Below are 26301 nucleotides of genomic sequence, written 5' to 3'. Positions count from 1 at the left end.
TCCTCCATATATCCCAGTGTGTTTATTCAAAAAAGTCTTGGTAAAAACGACGCCATCTACCTTTTGTTTTATTTGCAAATTTGGATGCAAAAGGCTTCTTTGATTTCTTAGTTTTCTTTTCTTCTTGATTTTGACCATCGTCTACGATTTCTTCGTTATCTGAAAAATCATTTCCAATAAAGTCATCATCAGCGTCTTGTTTATTATTCTTTACAACAGTATTACCATCTAGTGATGATCTTACTAATAGTTGTATTTCACTCATATTAGCACGATAAGTAACTAAAGCCAATGGCAATGCAAATGAAGGATGTCTCAATCCCATTTGATCAGGAATATAAACTCTAACATTAGTATCAAATCTATCAGCTGCTAGTTCTGAAATACCTGGTAATGCAGCAACACCACCGGTTAGAACGATTCCACCTGGTAAATCTAATGCTGAAATACTGCTTAAGCTTTTATCCATACGATTAAAGATTTGATCAACTCTTGCTTGAATGATTTCAGCTAAATATTTTTCAGAAATCTTTTCTGGTTGACTCTTTCCTACTACTTCAATTGGAAATTCATTGCTTTCAGAAGCTTCTAATTCGTCAGCATAACCATAATCGCGCTTAAGTTCTTCAGCACTTTCTAAAGAAGTATTTAGCACAACTGAAATATCTTTGGTAATGTATTCTCCACCTTCGTTATCAACCGTGGTAAATTTCATTTTATGATCATGTACAACTGATGCAGTGGTTTGACCACCACCTAAATCAATTAAAATAGTACCAAAATCTTGTTCGCCATCATCTAAAACAGTCATACTTTGAGCTAGTGAAGTATTAATGATTGATGTAGCATTCAAGCCAGATTTTTCAACAGCTTTTCTAATGTTATGAATGATAGTCTTAGGTCCAGTAATGATACGACCTTTTAATTCAAGTCTTACCCCTACCATTCCTCTAGGATCTTTAATACCGTCGAATCCATCGACAATAAATTCATCGGTTAAAGTATCAACTATTTCTCTTTCTGGTGGTAAGTTTTTAATCATTGCAGATACAGTTACATTTTTTACATCTTCATCAGATATTTCCCTAGATTGATCTGATATAGCAACCATTCCACTGCATGGTTCAATTTTTAGTTGATTTGATGGAATGCCAACTACAACATCATGAATTTTAACGCCAGCTTTTTCTTCTGCCTGGCTAACAGCTCTTCTAATAGATTCAGAAGCTTTGTCAATATCGACAATTATTCCGCGGTTAACCCCTTCTGAACGTTCATTCCCTAAGCCTAATACGTTCATTTGGCCTTTAACCTTTTCGGCAACAATTACTTTAATTGACGTAGTTCCAATATCCAATCCCACGTACATTTCTGAATTCATTACTTTTAGGAACCTCCAATAAAGAATCTTTAATAATTATAATTTAATATTTCTCAAGCTAATTATATTTTAATTTTAACACAACAATCCATAACTCTAAAGAACCATTATCTGTTTACATTTTTATTGTCTTTATTGGTTGTTGATTTGTTTTTATTTGCCTTTTTTTGACTTATTATTTTGGACAATGGTGTATATTCTCGTTTCTCATTTTTTAATGGGAAAGAGTATGCACCCACTTCAAGATTAATAACACTCTTGTCTTTTAATTGTGTTGCAATTGATCTGTAGAATTTCATCTTATAATCAAAATTGCTTAATAAGATAATAACTCGATTACCATCTCTCATATATAAATGCATTTCATCGGGATAAATCTTAGTTGGTGTATAAGATATAACTCTGATATTATCACGAATATCTTTAGGTAAATTTAAGTATTTTTGAATTATCGATTTTAATTTATCACGATCATTAAACTTCACAATATAAGGTAACTTTTTATCATTAGGATTTTTCTCAATTACATTAGTAACTTTACCGTTTTCCAAAATGATGTATTGAGATTTACCTCTTGTTTCGTACCCTACTTGATTATAATGAGTGATATTTACATTTAAGTTGTTTAATCCATGGAAAGAAAAATTAACTGCTTCTATTCTTTCATCTTTTTTAGTTATTTGTTCATTTAATTTATTCTTATGTCCAAATACCTTAAAGATACTATCCCCTGAGTTAATATTCATTTCCTTTTTTATATCATCAACCGGTATATATCCATTGCCAGAAATAGATATTTGATTAATCTTACTGAATGGAGAGATTAAATAAATTAAAAATAGCAAAATGATAATCAATGGAGTAAATAAATATAGAGAGTATTTACATTTATTTTTTATCTTTTGTTTTTTTAACTCAGTTAAATCATCAGATATAACTTTTCCATGTTTATTAGCATTTCGACGTCTGAAGTTTAAACGAAATGATTTCATCGATAATACCCTCCGCTATTTACAAATTGACTTAGCAACATCCAATACACGTGTAGCAGCATCTCGACAACCCATTTGTCTTGAGTTTTCAGCCATTTTTTCTCGTTTATCTTTATCGTTCATAATAAAGTCAGCATTGTCAATTAAGGTTTCTGGTGTTAAATCAGCTTCTGTAATTATCAATGCTGCATCATTTTTAACTAAGCTTAATGCATTCTTAGTTTGATGATCAGCTGTTACATATGGACTAGGAATTAAAACTGATGGAATTCCTAATGCAGTAATTTCAGCTAAGCTAGTTGCTCCTGCTCTTCCCACAATAGCAGCAACCTTAGGCAACATATTAGGCATATCTGAAATATAGTCTTTAATAACAATATTATCATTAATCTTTTGATCACCAATTTGCTTCATTACATCAGCATATCTCTTCTTACCTGTAACGAATAATACTTGATAATCTTTTTTGTTAAACAAACGAATGCTTTCAGTTACTACTTTGTTAATCTTTAATGCACCTTGGCTACCACCAAAAATCAATAAAGTAGGAACATCATTTTTCAAACCTACATCTTGCCATTCAAAATCAGATTTCAAATTAGCAACTTGTTGAGCACGAGGGTTACCTGTATAAATAGTTTTTTCCTTAGGAAATTGTGAAATTGCATCTTCAAATCCCACTGCAATTTTATCCACATGTTTACTTAAGAAACGGTTAGTTAAACCAACCATACTATTTTGTTCATGAATCATAGTAGGAATACCCATTTGTGAAGCAGCATAAACAACTGCTCCTGAAACATAGCCACCGGTTCCGACAACTACGTCTGGTTTAAATTCTTTAATCATCTTTTTAGATTTATGTAAGCTTTGTAAGAACAAAGCTACAGTCTTAATGTTTGAAAAAGATAATGAACGCTTAAATCCCTGAATTTTTAGTTCCTTGAATTTAATATTATTTTTTGGAACGATATCTTTTTCTAGACCACGAGTAGATCCCACATATAAAACATCTGCATCAGGGTCTGTTCTTCGTAATTCTTCAATTAAGGCTAGTGCTGGATAAATATGTCCTCCAGTACCCCCACCAGAAATCATTAATCTCATTATTTTTCTTCCTTTCTACCGGTTTCTTGTTCAACCAATTTAATAAATTCGTCTCCACGTTGTTCAAAAGTATCATATTGATCCCAACTAGCATTTGCTGGAGATAATAGTACCACATCTCCTGGTTGACTCATCTTAATAGCCAATGGAACAGCTTGCTTTAAGTTATCCACAATCTTAATATCAGAAACTCCAGCTTTCTTAGCTGTATCTTCTAGTAAATGCTTAGTTTCACCAAATAGAACAATGCCTTTAACGTGTTCACTAAAATCTTTTTCTAGTTTTTCAAAGGTGTAACCACGATCTAGTCCACCAGCAAGAAGGACTACATTGTGATCAAAACTACGTAATGCTACTTGAGTTGCTTCTATATCAGTAGCTTTAGAATCGTTATAATACTTACGACCGTCAGCGGTTAAAAAGTATTGAACTCTATGTCTTACACCATTAAAAGTACCTAGTGCCTTAATAATAGCTTCATTAGATTTACCCATGATCTTAGCAACAGCAATTGCAGCCAATGCATTTTGTACATTTTGTTGGCCAGGAACTTTAATATCTTCCACGTTCATAACGAATTCATCACGGAAGTAAATCTTATTATTTTCTACATAAGCACCATCTTTGGTAACACCCTTAGAAGAGAATGGAACCACTTGTGCTTTACTACGTTTACTTAATTCTCTCCATTCTTCATTATCAAAGTTAACCACAAAGAAATCATCAGAATTTTGATTCATAGTAATACGCATTTTAGCGTTTACGTAATTTTCACGAGTTTTATGATAGTCTAGATGATTTGAAAAAATGTTATTAAGAACTGCAATATGTGGATGGAACTTAGTAACACCTAATAACATAAAACTAGAAATTTCTAGTACAACATTATCATCCTTAGTAGTAGATGGTGTAACTGTACTTGCAGGTACACCAATATTTCCTGCTACATATGATTTTCCACTAGTTCTTTGTTGATTCAAAATATCATTAATCATTGTAGTAACTGTAGTTTTTCCATTACTACCAGTAACACTAATGATAGGAGCTTCAGAAACCTCAGAAGCAATTTCTACTTCCACAATAATAGGAATATCTTTTTCCATGGCGGCCTTAATTAATTCATTATCATAAGGAATACCAGGGTTTTTAACAATTAAATCAAAGTTATGTTTATCCAAAATTGCAGGAGTTTGCTTATCATTGATAACTTCAACTTGATTACTATTTAGTTGTTCTTCAACATCTTTACTTAATGCTTTAGAATCATTTAACCAAACATTTGCATTTAGCTTTCTTAATAATTTAGCCGCATTGATACCGCTCTTTCCAGCTCCTAGTACCAATACATTTTTATTTTCATAATCATCAATCTTATTCATAAATCATGCTCCTAAAAATCCATTATTATAAAATAATCGATACCACTCCAGTGATGGCAAGGATTAAACCGGCAATCCAGAATACAATATCTACCTTCCATTCTGACCATCCCTTCATTTCGAAATGATGGTGAATAGGAGACATCAAAAATACACGTTTACCAGTTAACTTAAATGAAGTAACTTGAATCATTACACTTAATGTTTCCATTACGAACATAAATCCAATCCAAACTAATGAAAGTTCATGGTGCAATAAAATGGAAACGGCAGCTAACGAACCACCTAATGCAAGTGATCCCATATCACCCATAAAAATCTTAGCAGGTTTGTGGTTGAAAACCATAAATGCAATCAATGCACCTACTACTGCAAAACAGAAAGTAGCAACATCTAATTGGTGTTGTACCATTGCCACAATAGAATATGCACCAAAAGCAATAATACATAATCCACTTACTAATCCATCTAATCCATCAGTTAAGTTAACCGCATTGGAAAATCCTGTTAGATAGAAAATAATGAAGATAGCGTAAATCCAACCTAAATGAAAGTCACCCACAAAAGGAATTCTTAAAGCCATTGGGAAATGGTGAACATAAACTAAAGTAAATACTAATCCACCTACAATTTGACCCAATAATTTTTGCCAAGCTTTTAGTCCTTCATTTTGGCGTCTAAACAATTTAATACTATCGTCCCACATTCCTAATAATCCATATAGGAATAAGATAAATAGCAAGATTAATAAGGTGTCATTTTCATCATGTGATACTAATCCTGACACTAAACTGGAAATAATTATTGCTATGATGAACAATAATCCACCCATTGTAGGGGTTCCAGATTTTGCTTCATGCCATTTAGGTCCTTCTTCACGAATCATTTGTCCTTCGTGTTTTCTTCTAAAGTAACCAATTAAAGATGGCATAAAAATTAATGTAATTAAAAAGCTAATAATTAGTGGTAAAAATATATTCATAAACATTTTTAACTCCTATTTAAATTTTATAGTTATCTTACTTCCACCATCTATAGAAGCACCAGGTTTAACACTTTGTTTGTATGCGTAACCATCGCCCTGTAGATTTGCTGTAATTCCAGCCATTCTACAATAAGTAGCAACATCATAACGAGACCAACCCTTTAGGTTTGCCATAGACTTACTACCATCAGTTTGTACAATGACTAATCTATCTTTACTAATTTTTTCTCTAGCATCGATAGATTGATCTAATACAGTACCATTACCAATAAATACATACTTAAGTCCAGCTTTCTTTAACTTAGCTTTAGCAGCTTCTGTGGACAAGTTGGTTAATTCAGGTACTTGATAATTATTTTTATCATTTGAGTTAACGTTTTCTTCCAATGCTAATCTCATAACTGGATTGAATATTTCAGCCATTAACTGTGAAGCAGTTTTAGTACCAGTTAACTTAGGTTGTTTCATAGTAATATACAAAATGTATTTAGGATGATCAGCAGGAGCAATTCCAGCTACAGAATATAGATAACTATCATCACCAGATTCATAACCTGTTTTACCGTTGCTGACCTGTGCAGTACCAGTCTTAGCAGCAATTTTATATCCTGGAATCTTATATGCTCCACCAATACCATATGGTTTGTAAACAACATCTTCCATGTGTTTAATTACCTTGCGAGAAGTATCAGCACTAATTGGTTGTCCAACTGATTTAGTTGGATAATTCTTAATAACCTTTTTAGACTTAGGATCAACAATTCTACTTACTAATCTTGGTTGCAACATTTGACCATTGTTAGCAATAGATGATAAAGCACGCATCATTTGCATTGCATTAACTTCAATACCTTGACCAAACGCTGTATTAGCTTGTTCAATTGGATAATTAAATTGAACACTTCCGGTTTCTTCACCAGGGAATCCTAAGTTAGTTGGTGTAAAGAACTTAAATCTGTTCATATAGTTACGCCAAGTCTTAGCACCCATCATTTGTTCCAAGTGAGCCATGGCAACGTTACTTGATAAAGCAAATCCTTTATCGTAACTAATGTTACCCCAACCTTTAATATTCCAATCAGGAACTAATTTACCATTAATGTAGTATTTACCAGAATGATAAGTATCGCTTCCGTTGTAATGTCCACTATTAATGGATGATGCTACTGTAAATATCTTCATAGTAGATCCAGGTTCATAAGAATCTTGAATCAAGGTATTACGCCAAATCTTATCTAATCCCTCTTTAGTTGTGGCATTAAATGTTGGACGTTGAGTAGCAGCTAAAATGTCACCAGTTTTAGAATTCATCAAAACAGCATTCATGGTCTTAGGATGAACTTGATTGTAGACATTGCTCATTTCAGTTTCCATTAATGATTGCAAGCGATAATCTAAAGTTGTATATACATCATCACCGTTTTTAGCAGGTCTATTTACGCCTTCTCCGATATCGATGGTGACACCGGAACTATCTTGTTGGGTACTCTTAAATCCATTAGTACCAGTTAAAAGATTATTGTAAACTTTTTCAATTCCCATTTGACCAGCAAGTTGAACCTTGTTGTTATTTGGATTGGAATTCATCGCAGCATATCCTAAAACATGTGAAGCAAAAACACCGTTAGGATATAGACGCGATGGTTGTGGTAAAAAGTTTAATCCAGAGATATGGTAGCTATCTAGCTTTTGTTTTTGTGTTAATGAAATGTTGCTACCCACATTTCCAAATTCTACCTGAAAAATATTCTTTTTAGGAGATAAAATTTTCAATGCTTTATCGTATGAAATAGGTAACACTGAAGAAATAGCATGTGCAGCCTTAGATTTGTTAGTTATATACATTGGTTTGTTGTTTAAACCAACTTGGCGCTTATTTAGCACTGCATACATAGTATAAACGGTATTATCTTCAGCTAGTGGTTGTCCACTTGCATCGTAAATGGTACCTCTCTTAGCTTGAATGATACTACTCTTTGTATATAAGCTTTCTGCATACTGTTTAAGATCTACACCTTGGCTACTCTTAAATATTGATATATATGCAAATCGCAATCCCATACACAAAAAAACGCCAATACATAGCACAAGTAAAAATTGACCGTAATGGCTACGATTGTTTCGGCGTTTTCTTAACATTTTCCCCTTATTTAACTTTCTCATTTGCTAACATTCCTTACGTTCTTGTTATTTAAAGATAGGCTAGCTTCCTTAGCAATTTTTTGCAAACGATTACCACTTTGAAGTTCACTAACTTCTTGTTTATAAGTAGTATTGGTATCTTTTGCTTTATTTAATGCATCAGTAGTTACTTGTAAGCCGGCTGCGTTGTTACTCAAAGAAATTTTTTCACCAACTAATCCAACCATCAAAAATACAACGATAGCACTTCCCACAATTAGTACTGTCTTTTCAAATTTGGACAAGGACATTCTAACTTTGGTTTGTCCTTGATAATTTGCTTCTTCATTATTTTTTTGTTGATAACTTGGATTAACATATGTTCTATTAGCTAGGTTATTTTGTGCCATAAGATTAACTCTTCTCTCTATTTTTTATTAATTCTCTCAATAATTCTTAATTTAGCACTATGTGCACGATGATTTTCCTTTACTTCTTCATCGCTAGGTAAAATTGGTTTACGGTTAACTAATTTATAATCAGGTTTCATATAATCTGGAATAATAGGTAAACCATTAGGCAAATCTTCTATAGTAGTTTTTTCTTTGTACATAGTTTTAACTAAACGATCTTCTAGTGATTGGAAAGTAATAATACTTACTCTTCCTCCCACATTAATCAGTTCTATAGATTTTTCTAATGATTCTTCCAATGCACCTAATTCATCATTAACTGCAATTCTTAAAGCTTGAAAAACTTTTTTAGCAGGATGACCACCATGACGGCGAGCAGCAGCCGGAATTCCTTGCTTTATAATCTCTACTAGTTGTTCGGTAGTATCGATAGCTTGTTTATCACGATTCCTCTCAATAGCTCGTGCAACTTGCTTAGAAAACTTTTCTTCTCCATATCTGAAAAAGATTTTCACTAATTTTTCATAAGGCCATTCGTTAACGATTTTCCATGCATCCAATGGATTTCTCTGGTCCATTCTCATATCCAATCGAGCATCATGTTGATAACTAAATCCTCTAGATGCATCATCGAATTGCGGAGACGAAACACCTAAATCATACAAAATTCCATCAACAGAATAGACACCCAGCTTATTCAATTCTTCAGTAATATTTCTAAAATTGCTGCGAATAAAAGTAACTTTGCCTTCATCTATGTACTTCTTTAAATGTTCACGATTATATTGAATAGCAACTTCATCTTGGTCAAATGAATATAAATGACCGGTGGTTAGCTGTTCCAATATTTTTGAACTATGCCCTCCCCCACCGAGGGTACAATCTACATAAATACCATCTGGTTTTATATTTAAGCCTTTTACAGCTTCGTTTAGCAAAACTGTTTCATGTTGAAATTTTGTCATTAGTATTTCACCTCTTTTAATTAAAAATCAATTAAATCTTCAGCGATATCATCGAATTCTTCTCCAGCTTTTTCGGAGAATGCATCCCATTTTTCTTTACTCCATATTTCGATTCGAGTAGATACACCAACTACTACACACTTTTTTTCAATACCTGCATAGTTAATTAACATATCTGGTATATTAATTCTTCCTTGACTATCTACTTTGCTTTCATCAGCTGCGGAGAACAAAAAACGAGCAAAATATCTAGCTGACTTCTTGCTTACAGGAAGTTGATTAATTTTTTCTTCCACTTTAGACCATTCATCTAAAGGATAACCAAACAAACATCCATCAAGCCCTCTAGTAAGAATAAATTTCGAACCAATTTCTGATCTAATCTTGGAAGGAATGATTAAACGCCCTTTTGAATCAATTGAATGTTCATATTCACCCATTAACACGCTTAGTCACCTCTTCCAATTTATTTAATTTAATTTTACCACTATGCACCACTTTGTACCACAATATAATAAAAATCATTGAATTTTGTGGAAATTATCCACTTGTGGATAAAAAATGAGTACAAAAAAAGAGCTGTTAAATAGCAACAGCTCTTGATTTATAAGTATTTTACAGCACATATAAAAATGGTGGTGACCCATGCCACAAAAAAGTAGATAATCGCCAATCTCCAAAACATTCTATAAAAACGTATAGGATTAATATGACTATTTTTAATTAAGTAATAAATAGCATATAAAATACCAATAACTATCATAATTACCCAAATTATAGGAAGAAATGATATTTCATGTTTATCTATAGATAATTCATAGATAAAATAACTTAGAATAATTGGAAAAAGATCATTAGAACGAAGTGTTATCTTTTTAAAATGATTAATCAATTTTATTAATATGGATGCTATAAAAGTAATTAAAAATAATGAAACTACTTGTACAAGTATCACGGTCAAAAAATGAAAGGGAGAAATTTTTATCACCTCAAGTAATAATTAAGTTGCAATATAAACAAATGAAATGTAAACTTTAAACTAAATATAAGATTCAGAAAGTGGTGTTATTAATGGCTAAGAAAAAGAAGTCTAAATTTCAAATCATTACCATGATTTTCGTCTGGCTTATGATTATTTCCACTGTGGGTGGCCTAGTACTAGGCGCCACTACCCAACTTATGGGTTAATTAATAAAAATGGAACCGACTATGGTTGGTTCCATTTTTTATTTAGTCGTCAGGATGTTTATAAACTTCTCTAGGTTTACTACCTTCTTGAGGTCCAATGTATCCTCGTTGTTCTAAGTCATCAATAATTCTAGCGGCTCGGTTATATCCAATACGGAAATTTCGTTGAAGTAATGAAGTACTTGCCTTTTGTTCTTTAACTACAAAAGCTAAAGCATCATCAAATAGTTCATCTTGATCTTCATGTTCTTCTTCAACTTTTAATTCTTCATCAGTAACCATCATATTATCATCATATTCAGCTGGTTGTTCTGCTTTAATAAATTCTACCACGTTTTCTACATCTTCATCAGATATAAACGCACCTTGTACACGAATAGGTTTATTTTTATCAATTGGTAGATAAAGCATATCACCACGTCCTAACAGCTTTTCAGCACCATTAGTATCTAATATAGTTCTTGAATCAATACCACTAGATACGGCAAATGCAATTCTGGAAGGAACGTTAGATTTAATTAAACCAGTAATAACATCAACAGAAGGACGTTGAGTAGCAAGAATCATATGAATTCCCGCAGCTCTTCCCATTTGTGCCAATCTAATAATAGCACCTTCTACATCATTGGAAACGGTCATCATTAAATCAGCTAATTCATCAACAACAACAACGATGTAAGGCAATGGTTTTAAATCACCGCGTTCTTCTTCAGATAAACTGTTTACATATTCATTAAAGTTACTAATTTTTCTTTGGTTATGCTTAGCAAATAAGTCATAACGATGTTCCATTTCAGATACCACTTTATTTAAAGCACGAGCGGCTTTCTTAGGTTCAGAAACCACTGGTGTTAATAAATGTGGAATTCCATTGTAAATACCTAATTCTACCTTCTTAGGATCAATTAACATCATTTTAACTTCACTAGGCTTAGCATTCATCAAAATGCTAGTAATAATTCCGTTTATAGAAACTGATTTACCACTACCTGTGGAACCAGCAATTAGTAAATGTGGCAACTTAGTTAAATCAGTACTAATAACATCCCCACTAACATTTCTACCTAATGGCACCGTTAGTAAGCCATGTTTATCATTTTGTGATTTAACCACATCTTTAAAGGACACCATAGCCACTTTACGGTTAGGTACTTCAATTCCAATTAAAGACTTACCTGGTATTGGTGCTTCAATTCGAATATCTTTTGCAGCTAATGCCAATGCCAAATCATCAGCTAGGTTAACAATCTTACTTACCTTAACCCCAATGGCAGGATGCAATTCATATTCTGTAACTGAAGGTCCTAAATTTACATTTTTAATTTCGGCATCCACTCCGAAACTATTCAATGTCTTCTTTAACACTTCAGTATTACGATCAATATTTTTATATTCTTCACTTTGATCACTAAATGCTACATCAGACAATAAATCGATAGATGGTAATTGATAATTAGAATCATCAATATCATTCATTTCAATTCCTTGCTTATCATTTTGCACGTGATCAGCAATAGCTGATGATAATTTAGGCTTATTTCTAGTATCATCATTATATTCATCAGCTGTTTTATAATCGCGTTTTGGTTTTGCAGCAACAGAATCACTATTCTTGGGCTTTTCTTGATTATCCATCCAACCAGATAATTTAATCTTAGGTTTACTATTAACCTCTTCTTTTTTATCTGCTACCGGTTGTGGATTAGCAACGTGTTTAGGAGTTTCTTTATTATCATTTTGCTTTTTTTCTTTTATCTGTTGTACAGATTCTCCCATTTTTTTAGAAGCATTTTCACAAAATTCACGTGTCTTATCCACTACCTGATTCATAGGAATATTAAAAGCAATAATAATTCCTACTACCATAGTAATTAGTGATAAAATTTCTGAACCTAATATAGATACTAAAAAGTTAAATACTACTAATAATACAGCTCCAATAATTCCTCCACCTAAAGAAGAACTATTATCCATTTCAACGAAGTCATGTGAGATTGCTGTAAGTGTTTGTGAAATAAAATTATCATCACTACTACCAGCGAATAAAATTGCTGACATGAATAATAAAAGGCCTGCATAAAAAATGCTTCCACCTATAATCCAACGTTTATTGAATTCTAGTTTAGGTCCCTTAATTAAGAAAATGACTCCTGTTACTAGCAATATTAATAATCCTAAGATATCAGTATCACCAATAAAAAATCTAACTATATTATTAAAGGTGATTCCTAAAAATCCTAATTTTAATAAACTAAATAAACTAATTAAAATTGTAATTAAGCCAATAATATAATTATAGTATTTACTATCGATATTAATTAATTTGGCATTGTTTTTCGTTGTTTTTCTTTTTCTAGTTGAGCGTTTTTTCGCCAAATTTATTACCCCTTAATTATTTTAATTTATCATTTTCGTATTTATGAGTTCTTTCTAGATTAGGAAATGCTTGTTGTCTTAATGCTTCATAAATCACAATGGCACAAGTATTAGATAAGTTTAAAGCACGAATATGTGTATCATCTTGTGGTATACGAATAGCCTTTTCTGGATTTTGTCTCATAAACATTTCTGGTAAACCAGTAGTTTCTTTACCAAACATAAAGTAATAGTTGTAGTTATCATCAGTATAATCACGATCAGTGTAGTCGTGGTTAGCAAATTTAGATACTAAAAACAACTTGTCTTTGTCAGTTAATGTACTCATAAATTCAGGTAAACTTTCATGATAATTAATATTTACCTTATCCCAGTAATCTAATCCAGCACGTTTTAAATGCTTATCATCAACTGAAAAGCCTAGTGGTTTGATTAAATCTAACACAGTGTCGGTTCCAGCACATGTTCTAGCAATGTTTCCTGTATTAGCAGGCATTAATGGTTCAAATAATACAATATGATTAGTCATAATTATTCCTCACTTTAAAATTTATTATCTAATACTGTTACATCTACAGTTATAGAACTTAATTTATTAATTTCATCATCACTTAATGATTTAGCATTTTTTCCCCAATGCAATGGTGTCATTATCATTAAATCTTTTCGTAATTTAGCTGGTAACGGAAAGTTATATTTCACATGATAACTTTTAGCAGATGGATAGTGCTTCATGAACAAATCTATGACCTGATTATTATCATAGCTACTATTCTTCTGGTTATCACCGTACAATAAATTTCTTAATTCTACTAAGTAATTAGAATTAGGAACTATCTTGATTAGATGTCCACCTGTGGATATTACACGGTTAAATTCTTTATAAGAAGATGGTGAAAATAAGTCCATTACCACCGAAATACTATGATCAGCAAACGGCAATTTAGCTAAATCAGCGATACAGAAGAAAATATTTTCTCTGTTTTCACTTGTGGATAAGTTAACTCCAGGCTTAGAAATATCAAAGCCGATTGCACTATCAATATTATTTCTAGATTTTTCTAATCGAGATAATGGAGATCCTTCACCACTACCCACATCTACAATAGTTTGATGGCCACTTGGAATGATTTTTTCCATTTGTTCTAAAATACCATCGAAAAAACCAGCAGTAATGATGTTACGTCTAGATTCTAACATATCACCGTCATATTCCGTATTCACTTTATGATTTATAAAATGAATGGTACCCTTTTTTGAAATATCTAAGCTATGGTTATTAGGACAAATTATCGAATTATCAGCTTGTTTAACAAAAGATTTTCCACAAACTGAGCATTTAAATAATGATAAATTTTTATTTAGAAATCTCTTTGCGATGTCAATTTTTTTCATATGTACGTCACCCTAACCCAATCTAGTATATTAGTATATCATACAAAAACTATTTCTAATAATACAAAAAAGGTTCTAATACCTGGTACTAGAACCTTTTCATTACATTTTTCATATCTAATGGTAATTCTGATTCACAAACTACTTCTTTATCTGTGAAAGGATTAAAAAATACCATTTTATAACAATGAAGAGCTTGTCTATTTAATTCATGATTATGGGGATTGTAGAGCCAATCACCAATTAATGGATGATTAATAGCCGCAAAATGCACCCGGATTTGATGCGTACGACCGGTATGAAGTCTTATTTTTACTAAGGAATGATTCATCTTAGCTCTCAAAACCCAAAATTCAGTGCTAGATGGCTTCCCATCATCTTTTATCTTACGTTGTATTATAGAATTTTCAGCACGTCCAATAGGCAAATTTATCTCTACATGACGACTGTGGATAATCCCTTCCACTATAGCTACATAGAATTTTTTTATCTCATGATTTCGTAATTGTTTATCTAAAACAGAGTGAGCAAAATGATGCTTAGCAAAAATCACAATACCGCTTGTGTCCATATCTAAACGATTAACAATATGAATTCTACGATTATCATAATTTTTCCTTATATAATAGCCTTTTACTCGATTAGCTAACGTATCATTTTTATACACATGCGATGGTAAACATGCTACTCCAGCAGGTTTATCAATTACTAAAAAGTGTTCATCTTCATACAAAATATTAAAAGGTAAATTGGATACTTCTAAAACATCATTAGATGGTTCTGGTGGAAGTTGAATATAAATTTCATCCCCACGATTTAGCATATAGTTAACTTTTTCTTCCTTGCCGTTAACTTTAATTAGTCCACCTGTAAATTTAATTTGTTTTAAAAGTGTTCTCGAAATTCCCTTCTGTCTAATAAAAGTACGCAATCGAATAGGACTGTCTTGTTGATCACGCCATGAAAAACTAGTCATCAGGATGAACCCCGATAAAGGAATTACTTACTCGCTTCCAAAAATGAGTATGACGATATTGAGCAAAGTAAATTCTTTCATTACAAATTGAATATTGAATAGACTTAATTGGACGGTTGTGAATCAATAATTGATCACAAGTTAAAATATTATGTTCTTGATTATCAGGAACAATAGTAATCCATTCATCAGGTGGAATAATAATTGGAGAACCTAAAGTTCTAAACACCCTATTATTAATGGATGCCATTTCTGAAACTTGAATAGCATTTAATTGTGGATTAATGATGGCACCACCAACAGATTTGTTATATGCAGTAGATCCGGTAGGTGTGGAAACACAAAGTCCATCCCCACGGAATTTTTCAAAAAACTCGCCTTTAATATAAATGTCAGTAACCATAGTGCCATTAATTCTTTTTAGAGTAGACTCATTCAAGGCAATAAAATTGTCATCTGGTCCATCATCACTATATTTAACCTTAATAGACAATAGTGGATAACTAACACTTTGGCCGTTATCATTTTCTAAACTTTCCACTAATTCGTTAACTTCATAGTCACGCCAATCAGTATAGAAGCCTAAATGGCCAGTATGAATACCAACAAATCTAACTTTACTTACGGCATCGTTATAATGATGGAATGCTGATAATAAAGTACCATCTCCACCTACTGAAATAACAATTTCTGGGTTTAATCCATCATATTCTAAAATTTTAGATTCATCTATTTTAGTTTTTAATTGTTGCGCAACACGGTTTGAAGTAGAACCGTCATTACTATAAATAGCTACCTTCATAATTAATCATCCCTATTGCGTTCATTTTGTTCTTCTTGTTTTTTATGTTCATCTCTAGTTTCGATAAGTTCTTTTCTGATTTCTGACATACCCTCATCGAGTTGAAATGATGTCTCTGCAGATTCTTGTAAACGTTTCTTTAAATCTTCAGGAAATACACCATTATATTTGTAATTTAGAGAGTGTTCGACAGTAGCCCAGAAATTCATAGCCAAAGTTCTAACTTGAATTTCAGCTAAAATTTTCTTTTCACCATCTACTAATTCAATAGGATATTCAAAAACAATATGATAAGAACGATATCCACTAGCCTTTTCACGACTTACATAGTCTCTTTCTTCTAAGATATTAATATCGCTACGACGTCTAAGGATATCTACCACTACATAAATATCATCCACAAAAGGACACATAATCCTTAATCCGGCGATATCTTCCATATCCTGTGATAAACGATCTTCAGAAACATAACGTCTCTTCATTTTTTCCTTAATACTATCAATGGGTTTTACACGTCCAGTAACAAATTCTATTGGACTTCTTTTTTCAGATTCTAAATATTCTCTCCTTATTCCTCTTAGCTTCACTTTTAGTTCAGCAACAGCTTGTTGATAAGGAAATAAGAAGTCATTCCAGTTTTTTATCACTAGGCTAACCTCCCTGTTAAACCTAATTTTACTAAACTATTTTACCACACTTTTCAAGTAGTAAAAAAAGCTAAGACTTTTTGAGCGAATTGTTTGTATTTAATCCGTTATTTGGTATTCTAATATTTGGAATTTAAAGTACGTGTATAAAAATATCATGGAGGGGAGTAAATTTGTTCGAAGTATTTCTGTTTATTGATCCACTTTGCAAATCTTGCAGAAATTCAGAAAATACTGTTTTAAAATTATCTGAAGATATTGATTCTAAATTTAAATTGCAATTTGTACCCATTTACAACCTAAAAGTGGTACAAACTGATTTTTGCAATTCAAACAATCAATTGAAAAAGAAACTATCATCTGAAGAACTATCCTATTTATACAAAAATGTTGTTTTAGATTATAAAGCAGCATCCTTTCAAGGTATTAAAAAAGGACGTCGTTATTTACTAGCTATTCAAGATAAGATATTATCCAAGGGTCTTAAATACTCAGATGAATTAGCTATTCAAACTGCTAAAGAATGCAATCTAGATGTTGAAATGTTTGAAGAAGACCGTCGTTCTAAACTAGCTATTGATTCCATCGAAAAAGATCAACAATTAGTTAATGATATGAATGTAGATAGCCCTGCTTCAGCCGTTATTTTTAACTGCAGTGATTCAGAACGTGACGGTATTTTAACTAGAAACGTTGAATATTCTACATTATTCCGTGCATGCTGTGATACTGAATTCACACCTGATAATATTAAAAATGCACTAAGCGAATCTAATTTAAATAAGTCCAAAAGAAATCATTTACACATTATTAAATAAAAGCCATCAATTCAAAATTGATGGCTTTTTGTTTAAATTAATTTTTCTAATTCATTTAATCGTTGTTCAAAAACTTGGAATGCTTTTTCTAGATAATCAGATTTAGTCATATCTACACCAGCACGTTTAATAACGTTTAGTGGGAAATCTGAACTACCTGATTTTAGATAAGTTAAGTAATTTTCTAATGCATTATCATCTTTAGAACAAATCCCTTCTGATAAATCAATAGCAGCAGCAAAACCTGTTGCATATTGATATACATAATAATCCATATAGAAATGAGGAATCCTTGCCCATTCGTATGCTATTTCTGGATCAGATACTACATCATCACCATAGTATTTTTTGTTTAATTCATGATAATAATCGCTTAACATTTTGGAATTTAGAGGGTTTCCATTTTGTTCTTGTTGATGAGCAAAATCTTCAAATTCAGCAAATTGGGTCTGACGGAAAATAGTACCCTTAAATCCATCTAGGAAATAGTTCAATACATATTTTTTAACTTCAACATCATCAGTATTCTTTAATAAATAATCGGTTAAAATATTTTCATTAGTAGTAGAAGCAATTTCTGCTAAGAAAATTGAATATGATCCATATTGAAATGGTTGGTTGTGATTAGTGTAATAACTGTGCATGCTGTGACCAGATTCATGTACTAAAGTATACAAGTTATCCAAATTATCTTGCCAATTTAATAAGATATATGGGTTAGTATCATAAACACCTGAAGAATATGCTCCTCCACGTTTTCCTTTATTTTCTACCACGTCAATCCAATGGTTATCAAATTCTTCTTTAATGTGAGATACATAGTCATCGCCTAAAACAGACAATGCCTTTATAGCTTCCTTTTTAGCAGAAGAGAAATCATATGAAATAGGTGACTTTCCAAATAATGGTGTGTACAAATCATACATATGCAATTCATCTAATGATAACAATTTCTTTCTTAATTTAACGTAACGATGTAATAAAGGTAAGTATTTATTAACTGTATCAATTAAAGTTTGATATACAGATTCATCGATATTATTTTCACTTAGAGCTGCTTGCTTAGCAGAGTCGTAATTACGCATTTTTGCCTCGTAATTATGAACTTTAACTTCTCCTGATAAAGTAGATGCAAAAGTGTTCTTGAATTGCTTATAAACCGTATATAGCTTTTGAAAAGCATTTTTTCTTACTTCTCGGTTAGTGGATTCCAATAGTTTACTATATACTCCCCCGGACAATTCCATGCTTTGTCCCTTTTCATCCTTAACTACGGGGAATTTTAAATCAGAATCAGTCATAATTCCGTAAACATTAGATGGAGTTTCAAATATACTGCTTAAACTAGAAAGCATTTTTTCGTGTTCAGCATCCAAAATATGTGGCTTATGGCTAAATACTTCATCAAAATAATGACGATAATTATTTAGTTCTTCGTTTGCATCCATCATTTGATTTAATTCATCATGATTCATTTGCAAAATTGCTGGTTCGAACCATGCCGTTGCTTGATCTGCATGTGAATATAAATCACTGCATCTGGCATCCATACTTTGATATTTTACATTAGAAGTATCAGCGTCATTGTTTAGCGAAGCATATACACTTAACTTATCTGCTTTTCTCTGTAAGGTTTCAATCTGCTTAATAATATTTAATAATTGCTGAGCGTTATGTGGAATCTCATTATCCATTTGTTCCATTTTTTGAATATCTTTCTTACATTCAGCAAAGTCTTTTTCAAATTCATCATCATTTTTATAAATGGTAGTTAAATCCCATTTTAAATCTTCTGGGACTTCATTTCTGGTTGGTAATTTTTTTACTTCATCCATAAATTAATACATCCTTTTTATCATTTACCAATATACTAGCAGAATTTTTTTAAACTTTCATGATTATATACTGGATTTTCTGATAATAATCATGAAACCATGCAGGATATTTTTTCACATATATGTTATTTTCCTTGATAATAATATATCCTCTTTTACATAAATCAGCTAAAAAATCACTAAATGCTTGTCTTTTAAACTTATCCACATTTTTAATCAGTGGATAACTTTCTGATATTTTTAATAATTCAATAGATTTTTTATAAAGTTGTTCGACTTGTAAATCATTATCTAAATAATTAAGTATCAAAATTTTCCAATATAAATATTTTCTTCCCACTACCGGTGTCGTGCAATTTTGGAAATGACAAACTAACGGGGCAGCAGCTATATCATGCCCTTTTGAATAGCATAAATTTTGTAACTTCAAAGCAAATTTATCATGATAAAATATTTTGTTTCTTATATTTGTTAGTTCTTTTAATAAATTATCTATATTATGACCATATGATAAATTTTTGGGTGGAAATTTTAACTTGTGGATAAATTCATCCCATGTATAAAAAAACATTTTTTGATATCGTAATTTACTGTTTACAAATTGACAATTAAAGCGCATTTCTAAATCATGATTGTGAGTATTCCAGAAAAACATACAAAATCCCCATCCCTTTATATAATAAAAAAACTTATTCATACTTGTACTGCAAAATTTTTTCCTATAGTTACTACCAAGTATCCACAGTGATCTCATCTTCATATCTTGGTAACCATTTATGCGCTGTGTTAATCTTTTAACTCCTATAGGGCTACATTGAAATTCAATTGCTAGATTTCCCATTAGTATATCTGGCCGTTGATTTATCTCTTTTAAATATACTTCTAATTTAGCAGGATGAGGATTTATAAATTCAATCATTTGCTGTTTTCCATTCAAATGTTCATTAGTTTCACCATCTTGCTGATTAATGCAATCACTATTTTTCATATGGGCAAAATGAGGTATTTTTAAGTTACCCTTTCTTAAAATAACTTGCTGCATACAAGCAGGACAAAGATAAACATTTTTATTTGCTGCTTGTTGTGCATAAACTATTTCACCATTGTAATATGCTGTTAGCATTTATTATCCCCCATATAATAAATACGAAAAATAGTAGCAATAATACAAAAAAAGACTTAAAAGCTTTAACTTTTAAGTCTTTTAATTACTAACCGAAATATCTTTCAACAGTGGTTAGAGCATTATCTTGTATTAAAGGATTTGATAACTTTTGTCCATCTAGATTTACATGAACACCATATTCATCGGCATTTATTAATAATCTGTTAAATGCTTCTTGTTCATCATCGCTAATGGAACCATTAATAGCAAAGTACATAACATAATTATCATTATATTTATACAAACTACTCTTAATAAATTCTCTATTTTCAACTGATAATGACATTCGTATAACATCATCAAAATTCTTAAACTTCATCCAATAATGATTTACTGAATTACTTTGTTTACTTTCAGAATATTCTTTATTTAATACATTTTTCTCAGCAGGATTATATCCTTCGTTTTCTTTTTTATCTAATGCCTGTTTAACCTGTTTTAATTGTTGATCGGCAATTGAAAATTCTAGATGTTTGTCAGTATCTACTGCATCGTCTGATTCACCCAATAAAGCTTTGAGCATATCAATTGCAGAATTTTCCATGTAATAAATAGATTTATTTAATCCACTATCCTTATTTTTTTCATTTAAGAAATTAAGCATAGTCAAAATTCTTCTAGCCTTTAAAAATAAGAATAACTCATTTGAACGTGGAGCATACTTATTAACTATATCAGGATAAATCAATCCCATATACTTTTCTAGGTCTTTTGGCTTATCAGAATATTGAGCTAATGATAAGGACAACATGGTATTAAGAGCAGCGGGATCATATTCCTTATCCTCATTCTCTGTATGTTCATGTTCCTCATCGAAATCATCATTAGAATCACTATCGTCTTCATTTTCATCATTATCAGAAGTACTATCAGTAAGGTCTTTGCTAATATTATTTAAATCCGATAATATTTCATCATTATCATCAGGAGATCCATTTAATTTTGATCCATTCTTTATATAAACAATCAAATTATTGTTGGATACCATAATTTGAAAAGAAAAGGCTCCGTTTTCCTTGAAATCGTCATCTGTATCAATCTCGTCTAACAATGAAACTAGAAAGTCATGAAAGTCTTCCTCGTTACCCATAAATGAGAATAAGTTAATTCCTCTTTCTTCTAATTCGTCCTTACTTATGGATACTTTAATGGTACCTTCATTAATTCTTTCCATTTTCATCTGAACCACCTCTTTTCTTTTAGTTTATTTATAATACGAGTATTCTATCGTAATTCGCCGTTGCTATGCAACACTTTGTTAATTATTTAGTAATATTTCTTGTCGTACTTTAGGCAATAATATATCTACTGAATCTCCAGCAGCATCTTTAGTTTGTTTCAATAAATCATCTAAGCTTCCATATTGTGGTAAATGACTAATTAATACTTTTTTCACATTAGCTTTCTTAGCTAGATATCCCGTTTCATCGGATGTCATATGCCATTTAGTACCTTCTTTATCATTATAGAAATTAGTATCTGTAATTAACATATCCGCATCCTTACAGAAAGAAATAAGTTCATCAAAATAACGTGTATCTGCGGTATATACTAATGTTTTCTTACTATTTTCATCATATATTCTCATTGCATATGCTACAACTGGATGTTTAGTTAATTTAAATGTTATGTGTAAAGGACCCAATTTTAAAGTTTCATCAGGATTATATTGATATCCCTTAGTACAATCAAACCAATCTAATTTCTTAAAGTTTTCTTCATCTTTATTATGGCCGTAAATAGGCAAAACTACTTCTTTCTTTTGCCCTGGTGCCAATTGCCAATAATGTTGTAACACACCAACGTCCGCAATATGATCACTATGATAATGTGATAATAATACTGCATCTAATTGTAATGGATTTAATACTTTTTCTAATTCTAATAATACACCACTACCACAATCTAATAATAGATTATAGTTGCCACTTTGAATTAAATATCCACTAGTTCCAATACCTTTATCCGGGTATCCACCGTAATATCCTAATACAGTAATTTTCATCTTATCATCCCTTTGTCTTGTATTCAGCTATCTTTAGTGTAATTATATATTAAAGGTTTGTAAAATATTTATAAAGAAAGTGGGATAAATAATGAGTAGACAAATCACTATGACTTTTGGCAATGATTTTATACTAAATAAGTTAAGAAAAAAGCATCCCTCCGTTAAGTTAGATGTTTTCCTAGGAAATAACAACCAATACCAAATCGTTGATTTTTCAGGGCATACCAACATATTCCAAAACCCTCTTATCTTTAATATTGATTACAGTAAAGATTTCACAGATAAATTTTATTTTGTAAATTACACTTATTTTAATTTAGATGATGATCAAAAAAAGATATTTGATGCATATATTAAAAAAATGCAGGAAACCTATAAGGATGACAAAATAATATCGTTTTCCATATTGCATGAAACAGTTGGGAAAAAACGTACAATTTTAATGACTACCTGGAATAATTATTTAGACTTTAAGCATTGGAATCTTGCTGATAGTTTAATGTCGTTATCTGAGATGTCACTAAATTATAAGAGAATATAAAAAGAGTTCTAGTAATTAACCAGAACTCTTTTTTTATTATTTAATTTTTAAAGTCATGGCGTTAATAGCAACAATAACTGTACTTAATGACATTATTACCGCACCTAACATTGGGCCAATAATTATACCAATAGATGATAATACACCGGCAGCTAATGGTAATGCGATAATATTGTATCCTGCACCCCACCATAGATTTTGAATCATCTTAGTATGAGATTGTTTAGCCAATTTAATTAAATTAATGACATCTGCAGGATCACTATTAACCAATACTACGTCAGCGGAATCAATGGCTACGTCAGTACCAGAACCAATAGCTATACCTAAATCAGCTTTTGTTAAACTAGGTGCATCGTTAACACCATCACCAATAAACATAACTTTACCATTTTGTTGATACTTAGTAACTATTTGTTGTTTTTCTTCTGGAACTAATTGAGCATTTACTTCTTTAATTCCTAGAATGTCTGCAATTTTATTTGCAGCTTGTTGGTTATCACCAGTCAACATTACAGGAATAATGTGTTGTTTGTTTAAGAATTGAATCATTTCTTTAGCACCAGGTTTAATGGAATCACCTTCAGCAATGTATCCAATAGCTTTTCCATCACTTACCAAGTAACTTAATGAATTACCTTGTTGTAAATACTTATCAGTATCAGCAGAATTATATTCAATATTGTTTTTATCTAAGTAAGAACTAGATACTACCATAAACTCTTTATCATTAATGGTTCCCTTAATTCCAGAACCAGAAATTTCTTCAATATTGTTAGCTTTTAATTCATCACTATTTAATTCAGCAAAAGCGTTTATAATTCCTTCTGCTAAAGGATGACTTGATGATTGTTCAATAGCAGCTGCAATTTTAATAATATCTTGTTTTTCATAATTATTGTCTAAACTATCATAGGCATTAACCTTGAAATCTCCTTGCGTTAAGGTACCAGTTTTATCCATTAATGCGTATTTAATTTTATTGATACCTTCTAAAGAAGTCTTATTTCTAATTAATAGTCCGTGGGTGGCTGAAATAGAAGTCATTCTGGAAATGATCAAAGGAATAGCCAATCCTAATGCATGAGGACATGCAATGATTAATACACTAACCGTAATTGGAATAGCATAAATTACTCCATGTAATAAACTCCAGGTAACAAATGCAATTACCGCAACTATTAATGCTGCATAAAATAAGTAACCAGCAACTTTGTTTGCTAAATCTTCTGATTCAGACTTAGATGATTGTGCTTCACTAACCATGTTCATAACTTTTGATAGGTAACCACTTTCACCAGTTCCAGTAATTCTTACTTTAATGCTTCCACTACCATTTATTGAACCACCAATTACATTATCATTAACTGATTTTTGCACATCACGTGATTCACCAGTGATTAATGATTCATTCAATGCAGTTTTACCATCGATAATAGTTCCATCTGCAGGAACCTTTTCACCAGACTTAATTAAAATAGTATCTTCTTCATTTAAATCATGAACATTTACTTCTTTTACGGAACCATCTTCAGCAATTAAGTGTGCATTATCAGGTAATAATGCTGCCAATTTATTTAATGCTGATCCAGCATTCATGACTGAATTCATTTCAATCCAGTGTCCCAATAACATGATTACAATCAAAGTGGACAATTCCCAGAAAAAGTCATTTACCATTGGTTTTACATTTAAAATATCATTAGCAATCACTGCATAAACACTATATACATATGCAACAGAAATTCCCATGGTAATTAATGACATCATACCAGGCTTCTTATTTTTCATTTCACCAATACAAGAAGTAAAGAATGGATATCCACCATATAAGAATAAAATAGTACCTAAAATTAATACTAGAAAATCAGAACCATTAAAAGTTAATTGGAATGGCATCTTCATTCCCATCATTGGTGACATAATAATAATAGGAATAGTTAAAATAAGTGAAATCCAAAATTTACGTTTTAAGTTTCCCATATGATGCATATGGTGCATGCCACCATGATTCATATTCATTCCATCGTGACTCATACCACAATGATCCATATTCATTCCATCATGGTGCATACTGTGGTCCATGTGCATATCACCATGATTCATACCATGGTCCATATTCATATCATCATGCATACTATGATCCATGTGCATTTCTTTATGATTCATATCATCATGGCCCATATTCATTTTATCTTTCATATCTGACATATAAATTCATCTCCTAATTAGTCTTCCAGGCACTTGCATTCCACTTTATCAGGTGCATTCTTCTTTTTAGATTTTAATAATGTAATTAAGGTATCAATATCTGATTTACTTAGCTCAACACTATTTACAATATCTTTAATAGTTTCACCATAATGCATACAACACATTCTCTCAAAAACGCGCTTAGCAGAAAGTGAATAAGCGGTCTGTTCATTTATAGCAGAGAAATATATATTCCTTCTACCGTCTTTTTTTACTTTTAGAAATTCCTTCTTACATAATCTAGCAAGTAATGTCTTTATTGTAGAAGAGCTCCAATCCATTTTATTAGATAAAATATCTATCAAATTAGAACTAGTTGTCTCTCCAATGGTCCAAATAATTCGCATAACTTCCCATTCAGAATTAGAAATGTCGCTTTTATCCACTTTATACACCACCCTTTTGCTTCAGTAATTATTTTTAGTCTACATTTGTAGACGAAGAAAGTCAAATAAAAAGGATTGCACCTAAATGCAATCCTTTTCTAGCGAAGGAGAATGAGAGATTCGAACTCTCGCGTGGTTTGACCCACCTAGCGGTTTTCAAGACCGCCCCCTTCAGCCACTTGGGTAATTCTCCATAATGATGACCCGTACGGGATTCGAACCCATGTTACTGCCGTGAAAGGGCAGTGTCTTAAACCACTTGACCAACGGGTCATAAGATAATAAAAAAGATTATCCTCTGGATGATCTTATGAAACGGTTCGTACGAGACTCGAACTCGTGACCTCCTGCGTGACAGGCAGGCGTCCTAAACCAACTAGACCAACGAACCATATAATTGCGGGAGCTGGATTTGAACCAACGACCTCCGGGTTATGAGCCCGACGAGCTACCAGACTGCTCTATCCCGCGATAATATATATTGATTAAAAAAGATGACCCGTACGGGATTCGAACCCATGTTACTGCCGTGAAAGGGCAGTGTCTTAAACCACTTGACCAACGGGTC

At 31.6% G+C, this 26301-nt stretch carries 25 protein-coding genes and 5 tRNA genes; 3 read left to right on the top strand and 27 right to left on the bottom strand.

Going from position 1 to position 26301, the window contains the following annotated elements:
- Positions 1-22: 22 nt before the first annotated feature.
- From ftsA to D7I45_RS06300, 10 genes are all read right to left on the bottom strand, one after another.
- Positions 23-1381, bottom strand: coding sequence for a cell division protein FtsA (ftsA, locus tag D7I45_RS02600; protein WP_120784199.1), 1359 nt, complete (start codon positions 1379-1381; stop codon positions 23-25).
- A gap of 107 nt (positions 1382-1488) precedes the next feature.
- A complete protein-coding gene (locus tag D7I45_RS02595) occupies positions 1489-2373 on the bottom strand; it encodes a cell division protein FtsQ/DivIB (protein WP_120784198.1) in 885 nt (294 codons plus the stop codon).
- 15 nt (positions 2374-2388) lie between these two features.
- Positions 2389-3480, bottom strand: a complete 1092-nt coding sequence (murG, locus tag D7I45_RS02590) for an undecaprenyldiphospho-muramoylpentapeptide beta-N-acetylglucosaminyltransferase (RefSeq protein ID WP_120784197.1) — start codon at positions 3478-3480, stop codon at positions 2389-2391.
- Entirely contained in the window at positions 3480-4859 is a 1380-nt protein-coding gene (gene murD, locus D7I45_RS02585; protein ID WP_120784196.1) for a UDP-N-acetylmuramoyl-L-alanine--D-glutamate ligase, read from the bottom strand. Before murD ends, murG begins: the two co-directional genes overlap by 1 nt.
- 25 nt (positions 4860-4884) lie before the next feature.
- Positions 4885-5841, bottom strand: coding sequence for a phospho-N-acetylmuramoyl-pentapeptide-transferase (gene mraY, locus D7I45_RS02580; RefSeq protein ID WP_120784873.1), 957 nt, complete (start codon positions 5839-5841; stop codon positions 4885-4887).
- Positions 5842-5856: 15 nt separating this feature from the next.
- The gene (locus D7I45_RS02575; RefSeq protein WP_120784195.1) at positions 5857-8007 is read right to left on the bottom strand and encodes a penicillin-binding protein; all 2151 of its coding nucleotides are present in this window, start codon (positions 8005-8007) and stop codon (positions 5857-5859) included.
- Positions 8004-8375, bottom strand: coding sequence for a cell division protein FtsL (locus D7I45_RS02570; RefSeq protein ID WP_120784194.1), 372 nt, complete (start codon positions 8373-8375; stop codon positions 8004-8006). The genes D7I45_RS02575 and D7I45_RS02570 overlap by 4 nt, the downstream gene beginning before the upstream one ends.
- A 17-nt stretch (positions 8376-8392) precedes the next feature.
- Complete coding sequence (rsmH, locus tag D7I45_RS02565; protein ID WP_120784193.1) at positions 8393-9343, bottom strand: 16S rRNA (cytosine(1402)-N(4))-methyltransferase RsmH; 951 nt, start codon at positions 9341-9343, stop codon at positions 8393-8395.
- A gap of 20 nt (positions 9344-9363) precedes the next feature.
- On the bottom strand, positions 9364-9789 hold the full coding sequence (gene mraZ / locus D7I45_RS02560) for a division/cell wall cluster transcriptional repressor MraZ (RefSeq protein WP_162924073.1): 426 nt from the start codon (positions 9787-9789) through the stop codon (positions 9364-9366).
- A 158-nt stretch (positions 9790-9947) separates the two neighbouring features.
- A complete protein-coding gene (locus tag D7I45_RS06300) occupies positions 9948-10298 on the bottom strand; it encodes a DUF3397 family protein (RefSeq protein ID WP_162924072.1) in 351 nt (116 codons plus the stop codon).
- Positions 10299-10414: 116 nt separating this feature from the next.
- Here D7I45_RS06300 and D7I45_RS02550 point away from each other — a divergent pair, with 116 nt between their 5' ends.
- Positions 10415-10531 (top strand): DUF4044 domain-containing protein, encoded by a 117-nt coding sequence (locus tag D7I45_RS02550; protein ID WP_120784191.1) that lies wholly within the window; start codon positions 10415-10417, stop codon positions 10529-10531.
- A 42-nt stretch (positions 10532-10573) separates the two neighbouring features.
- Here D7I45_RS02550 and D7I45_RS02545 read toward each other — a convergent pair whose 3' ends face one another.
- From D7I45_RS02545 to yjbM, 6 genes are all read right to left on the bottom strand, one after another.
- Complete coding sequence (locus tag D7I45_RS02545; RefSeq protein ID WP_120784190.1) at positions 10574-12907, bottom strand: DNA translocase FtsK; 2334 nt, start codon at positions 12905-12907, stop codon at positions 10574-10576.
- 16 nt (positions 12908-12923) lie between these two features.
- The gene (locus D7I45_RS02540; protein WP_120784189.1) at positions 12924-13436 is read right to left on the bottom strand and encodes a tRNA (cytidine(34)-2'-O)-methyltransferase; all 513 of its coding nucleotides are present in this window, start codon (positions 13434-13436) and stop codon (positions 12924-12926) included.
- A 14-nt stretch (positions 13437-13450) separates the two neighbouring features.
- Positions 13451-14302, bottom strand: coding sequence for a methyltransferase domain-containing protein (locus D7I45_RS02535; protein WP_120784188.1), 852 nt, complete (start codon positions 14300-14302; stop codon positions 13451-13453).
- A gap of 88 nt (positions 14303-14390) precedes the next feature.
- On the bottom strand, positions 14391-15278 hold the full coding sequence (locus D7I45_RS02530; protein WP_120784187.1) for an RluA family pseudouridine synthase: 888 nt from the start codon (positions 15276-15278) through the stop codon (positions 14391-14393).
- Entirely contained in the window at positions 15271-16080 is an 810-nt protein-coding gene (locus D7I45_RS02525; RefSeq protein ID WP_120784186.1) for an NAD kinase, read from the bottom strand. The genes D7I45_RS02530 and D7I45_RS02525 overlap by 8 nt, the downstream gene beginning before the upstream one ends.
- A gap of 2 nt (positions 16081-16082) precedes the next feature.
- Complete coding sequence (gene yjbM, locus D7I45_RS02520; protein WP_120784185.1) at positions 16083-16727, bottom strand: GTP diphosphokinase; 645 nt, start codon at positions 16725-16727, stop codon at positions 16083-16085.
- Positions 16728-16900: 173 nt separating this feature from the next.
- Between yjbM and D7I45_RS02515 the strand changes: the two genes are divergently transcribed.
- Positions 16901-17545 (top strand): DsbA family protein, encoded by a 645-nt coding sequence (locus D7I45_RS02515; protein WP_162924071.1) that lies wholly within the window; start codon positions 16901-16903, stop codon positions 17543-17545.
- Between the two features lie 32 nt (positions 17546-17577).
- Here the strand turns inward: D7I45_RS02515 and pepF are convergent, their stop codons facing one another.
- The 4 genes from pepF to D7I45_RS02495 all read right to left on the bottom strand — a co-directional run bounded on the left by pepF (position 17578) and on the right by D7I45_RS02495 (position 22550).
- A complete protein-coding gene (gene pepF, locus D7I45_RS02510) occupies positions 17578-19380 on the bottom strand; it encodes an oligoendopeptidase F (RefSeq protein ID WP_120784183.1) in 1803 nt (600 codons plus the stop codon).
- 49 nt (positions 19381-19429) lie between these two features.
- Positions 19430-20503, bottom strand: coding sequence for a competence protein CoiA (locus D7I45_RS02505; RefSeq protein WP_120784182.1), 1074 nt, complete (start codon positions 20501-20503; stop codon positions 19430-19432).
- 88 nt (positions 20504-20591) lie between these two features.
- The gene (locus D7I45_RS02500; protein WP_120784181.1) at positions 20592-21725 is read right to left on the bottom strand and encodes an adaptor protein MecA; all 1134 of its coding nucleotides are present in this window, start codon (positions 21723-21725) and stop codon (positions 20592-20594) included.
- 78 nt (positions 21726-21803) lie between these two features.
- Entirely contained in the window at positions 21804-22550 is a 747-nt protein-coding gene (locus D7I45_RS02495; RefSeq protein ID WP_120784180.1) for an MBL fold metallo-hydrolase, read from the bottom strand.
- Positions 22551-22641: 91 nt separating this feature from the next.
- Between D7I45_RS02495 and D7I45_RS02490 the strand changes: the two genes are divergently transcribed.
- Positions 22642-23094 carry a hypothetical protein gene (locus tag D7I45_RS02490; protein WP_120784179.1) on the top strand — a complete coding sequence of 151 codons (453 nt, stop codon included), beginning with the start codon at positions 22642-22644 and terminating at the stop codon, positions 23092-23094.
- 36 nt (positions 23095-23130) lie between these two features.
- Here the strand turns inward: D7I45_RS02490 and D7I45_RS02485 are convergent, their stop codons facing one another.
- The 7 genes from D7I45_RS02485 to D7I45_RS02455 form a co-directional block, all read right to left on the bottom strand.
- Positions 23131-25212 (bottom strand): heavy metal translocating P-type ATPase, encoded by a 2082-nt coding sequence (locus tag D7I45_RS02485; protein ID WP_242446919.1) that lies wholly within the window; start codon positions 25210-25212, stop codon positions 23131-23133.
- A gap of 110 nt (positions 25213-25322) precedes the next feature.
- The gene (locus D7I45_RS02480; RefSeq protein WP_120784178.1) at positions 25323-25733 is read right to left on the bottom strand and encodes a CopY/TcrY family copper transport repressor; all 411 of its coding nucleotides are present in this window, start codon (positions 25731-25733) and stop codon (positions 25323-25325) included.
- 105 nt (positions 25734-25838) lie between these two features.
- Positions 25839-25926: transfer RNA gene (locus D7I45_RS02475), tRNA-Ser, on the bottom strand.
- A 7-nt stretch (positions 25927-25933) separates the two neighbouring features.
- Positions 25934-26006 (bottom strand) — tRNA-Glu (locus D7I45_RS02470).
- Positions 26007-26049: 43 nt separating this feature from the next.
- Positions 26050-26124: transfer RNA gene (locus D7I45_RS02465), tRNA-Asp, on the bottom strand.
- Between the two features lie 6 nt (positions 26125-26130).
- Positions 26131-26204: transfer RNA gene (locus tag D7I45_RS02460), tRNA-Met, on the bottom strand.
- A gap of 24 nt (positions 26205-26228) precedes the next feature.
- Positions 26229-26301 (bottom strand) — tRNA-Glu (locus D7I45_RS02455).

Origin of the sequence: Apilactobacillus bombintestini, assembly GCF_003627035.1 — a bacterium.
Taxonomy (GTDB): domain Bacteria; phylum Bacillota; class Bacilli; order Lactobacillales; family Lactobacillaceae; genus Apilactobacillus; species Apilactobacillus bombintestini.
Note: the sequence above shows the minus strand (reverse complement) of the source record. Positions and strands in the feature narration are given on the sequence as shown.